This is a genomic window from Mesorhizobium escarrei (assembly GCF_935825525.1).
Lineage (GTDB): Bacteria > Pseudomonadota > Alphaproteobacteria > Rhizobiales > Rhizobiaceae > Mesorhizobium > Mesorhizobium escarrei.
Window position 1 is genome coordinate 1 of record NZ_CAKXZT010000033.1, and the last position, 3776, is coordinate 3776.

The 3776-nt window shown below is 64.9% G+C and carries 3 protein-coding genes and 1 tRNA gene; 2 read left to right on the forward strand and 2 right to left on the reverse strand.

Going from position 1 to position 3776, the window contains the following annotated elements:
• Window positions 1-52: 52 nt before the first annotated feature.
• Both NMG80_RS02610 and NMG80_RS02615 read right to left on the reverse strand, forming a co-directional pair.
• A tRNA-Gln gene (locus tag NMG80_RS02610) sits at window positions 53-126 on the reverse strand.
• 139 nt (window positions 127-265) lie between these two features.
• Entirely contained in the window at window positions 266-1198 is a 933-nt protein-coding gene (locus NMG80_RS02615) for a lysylphosphatidylglycerol synthase domain-containing protein (RefSeq protein ID WP_254016695.1), read from the reverse strand.
• A 344-nt stretch (window positions 1199-1542) separates the two neighbouring features.
• On the opposite strand from NMG80_RS02615, the gene NMG80_RS02620 reads away from it, so the two are divergent.
• Window positions 1543-2916 carry a Ppx/GppA phosphatase family protein gene (locus tag NMG80_RS02620; RefSeq protein ID WP_254016696.1) on the forward strand — a complete coding sequence of 458 codons (1374 nt, stop codon included), beginning with the start codon at window positions 1543-1545 and terminating at the stop codon, window positions 2914-2916.
• 136 nt (window positions 2917-3052) lie between these two features.
• Window positions 3053-3748 (forward strand): RlmE family RNA methyltransferase, encoded by a 696-nt coding sequence (locus NMG80_RS02625; RefSeq protein WP_254016697.1) that lies wholly within the window; start codon window positions 3053-3055, stop codon window positions 3746-3748.
• Window positions 3749-3776: the final 28 nt, after the last annotated feature.

Here is a 3776-nt window from a genome sequence, read left to right on the forward strand (position 1 = left end):
CCACCGGTTTTGCCCCGGTTACGGTTTAGGTAGCTAAGTGCTTGATTTTGTTTGGCTGGGGAACCTGGATTCGAACCAGGACTAACGGAGTCAGAGTCCGTGGGTCTACCGTTAACCTATTCCCCAGCAGGGCGCGGCTGTTGAAAACCACGCGGGCAGGGCGGCGATGCCGCGCGTGCCTTGTAGCCGCCGCCGGAAAATAGTCAAGCCTGCCGAAGGCATTTCAAATCACCACATTTCGATCGCGATGTTTCAGGTGCCACTCTCAACTCTCCCTTCGCCCGAGCTGCGAGTGCTCGAAATACAGCACGACGCCGAGCGCCATCACCAGCGGGATGATCAGGTAGAACAGCCGGAACACCAGCAGCGCTGCCAGCACGCCGACCGGGTCCATATGCGAAAGCCCGGTGAGGAAGACGACCTCGAACACGCCGAGCCCGCCCGGCGCGTGCGAGATCTGGGCGACCGAGAACGACACCAGGAAAACGCCGAGCACGACGAAATAGCCGGGATTGCCAGCCGCGGGCAGGGCGAAGAAAATGATCGCTGCCGCTGCCAGCAATTCGACCGGGCCGATCAGCAATTGCCGCGCGACGATCGGCAGCGCCGGATAATGGATCTGGAAGCTGCCGACCTTCAGCGGCCTGAGATGCAGCCAGCTGCCGAAGATATAGGCCGCCACCGCGAGCAGCATCGCGAGCCCCGCCGCCTGCGAAAGCCGATGATGCGGCGTGCCGGAAAAACGGTCGACGATCTCCGGCGCGAGCACCAGCACGAGCCCTGAAACCAACACCGTAGAGAGCACGAAAGTGATCCAGCAGATCGCCACCAGAATGCCGACGTCCTGTCCGGTCAGCCCCTTGGTTCCGTAAGCGCGGTAGCGGATCACCGCGCCTGAAAATACCGAGCCGCCGATATTGTGAGACAGCGCGTAGGTGGTGAAGGAGCAAAGGGTGACGAACAGCCACGACACTCGTTTGCCGATATGCAGGAGCGCGATGTGGTCGTAGCCGGCCAGCGACGCATAGGCGATGACCGAGCTCAACGCGGCGAGCACCCAGCCGCGGGCAGGGATGGCGACGATGCCGTCCCAGACGTCGTCGAGCGAAATGCCGCGCAGCTCGTGTAGCAGCAGCCATAGCGAGAAGACGACCGCCGCAACGCCGACGACCGGCCAGAAATAGCGCCTCCAGTTCATGGCGTGACGATCATGCGTTGCAGCCCCGTTGCCCTTTCGGTTCGCGTCAGGAAAAACTGCCCGCGATTTCGAATGGTTTATCCCCGCCATTCCAGAAATGCCTTATCGAAGCCGGCTATTCAACCGGCAAGGCGCGCTGCGGAGGGAGAAGGAAAGGCTGGCGATCCTTCGCTGTCCCGCCATCATCGGGCCGAGCGGAGCGGCGAGACAATGCCGCCGACAAAATTCGGCCCCTGCACTCTTGGTGATCCGGCCCGGCGCTGCTAGTCTGGTGGCAACTTAGAACATGTGAAAGCGCCTGCTGCGTCCGGTCTCCGGTTCGCGCGGCGCCGGAAGGAACTGAAGTGGAAGACCACGACACCGGCGCCGGCGCGCCGGAAGTGGGCGTGTCCAGGGCTTCGCCGCCGCCTTCGGGCCAGGCAAGCCCACCCGCCGGCCGGCACAATGGCCGCCCGGTGCAGCCTTGGTCCGGTCACGGACAGGCAGGCGACGCGTCCCAGCATCAGAATGGCCAGAAGGCCAAGACCAGGAAGCGACGCAAACGCCGGCGCGGCCGCAAGGTTTTTGCGCGCGATGACGCTCGCCTAGCTGCGGCCGGAGTGGCGGCGGCTGCCGTCAGCGCTCCAGCCAGCCGCCCGCCCGAGGCCATCATCGCGCCCTCGCCCTCGGTTGCGCCAAGCAGGCCGGAGCCGGCTGTTCGCCGCCCGCCGCTGCAGGAACTGCCGGTGTTTGCCGCACTCGATCTCGGCACCAACAATTGCCGGCTGCTGGTGGCGGTGCCGACGCGGCACGGCCAGTTCCGCGTCATCGACGCTTTCTCGCGCATCGTCAGGCTGGGCGAGGGCCTCACCGCCAATGGCCGGCTCGGGCAGCCGGCGATGGACCGTGCGGTCGAGGCGCTGAAGATCTGCGGCGACAAATTGCGCAGCCGCAAGATCAGGAAGGCCCGGCTGATCGCCACCGAAGCCTGCCGCACGGCCGCGAACGGCGCCGAGTTCCTCGACCGCGTCGAGCGCGAGGCGGGGTTAAAACTCGAGATCATCGACCGCCAGACCGAGGCGCGGCTGGCGGTGTCGGGCTGCGGCTCGCTGGTCGATCGCGACACGCAAGGCGTCGTCCTGTTCGACATCGGCGGCGGCTCCTCGGAAATCGCGCTGATCGATCTCACCGGCCACCGCTCGCCGAGGCTCGCCAACCACATCGTCTCGTGGACGTCGCTGCCGGTCGGCGTCGTCTCGCTGGCCGAGCGCTTCGGCGGCCGCGCCGTCACCCGCGAGATCTTTGCCGCCATGGTCGAGGATGTCGCTGTGCGCCTGCACGCCTTCGACGGGCGCGACCGGCTGAGCCATGTGCTCGCCAGCCCGAAATTCCACCTGCTCGGCACCTCGGGTACGGTGACGACGCTGGCCGGCGTCCACCTCGACCTGGAGCGCTACGACCGCCGCCGCGTCGACGGGCTGTGGATGGACCGCGACAGCGTCGACCGCATGGTCGAAAAACTGGTCGGTTGGGACTTTCAGCAGCGCGTCGCCAATCCTTGCATCGGCGCCGATCGCGCCGATCTGGTGCTGGCCGGCTGCGCCATCCTGGAAGCGATCCGCGCGGTGTGGCCGTCGGAGCGGCTGCGCGTCGCCGACCGCGGCCTGCGCGAGGGCATACTGAGCGAATTGATGGCCGACGACGGTGTCTGGCGCAACAACGGGCGGGGCAGAGCATGATCCCGAAAAGTGGCAACCGGTTTTCGGAAAAGATCATGCTCAGACCAGAATGCATGATCGCGAACCGAAGGGCCGCGTCCGCGAAAAGTGGCAACCGGTTTTCGCTGGAGATCATGCTCAAACAAGAAGTCAGGCAATGACCAAGAAACCGGAAAAACCAGGCTCTGCCGGCATTCGCGTGCTGAAGACGCGGATCAAGAAGAAAAGCGGCCTGAAGGAATCGTCGCGCCGCTGGCTGCAGCGCCACATCAACGACCCTTATGTCCAGCGCTCCAAGGCCGATGGCTACCGCTCGCGCGCGGCCTACAAGCTGATCGAGATCGACGACAAGCACCATCTGCTCAAGCCCGGCATGAAAGTCATCGACCTTGGCGCGGCACCCGGTGGCTGGTGCCAGGTCGCCGCCGCGCGCACGAAATCGACGGCCGACCATCCGCATGTCGTCGGCATCGACTATCTGGAGATGGATGCGGTGCCCGGCGCGCCGGTGCTGTTGATGGATTTTCTCGACCCGCAGGCGCCGGAAAAGCTCGCCGAAACGCTCGGCGGCCAACCGGACATCGTTTTGTCCGACATGGCCGCACCCACCACCGGCCATCGCCGGACCGATCACATCCGCACCATGTATCTGTGCGAGGTGGCGGCCGATTTCGCCCTGTCGGTGCTGAAGCCGGGCGGTCATTTCCTCGCCAAGACTTTTCAGGGCGGCGCCGAGAACGAATTGCTCGCCAGGCTCAAGCAGAATTTCCGCTCGGTCCACCACGTCAAACCGCCGGCCTCGCGCGATGAGTCGGTAGAGCTTTATCTGCTGGCGAAGGATTTTAAGGGTTAGCGTCTTTTCCTTCTCCCCTTGTGAGGGC

Coding starts and splice junctions, on each gene's coding strand:
- NMG80_RS02615 (WP_254016695.1), bottom strand. CDS start 1,198: ATGAACTGGAGGCGCTATTTCTGGCCGGTCGTCGGCGTTGCGGCGGTC.
- NMG80_RS02625 (WP_254016697.1), top strand. CDS start 3,053: ATGACCAAGAAACCGGAAAAACCAGGCTCTGCCGGCATTCGCGTGCTG.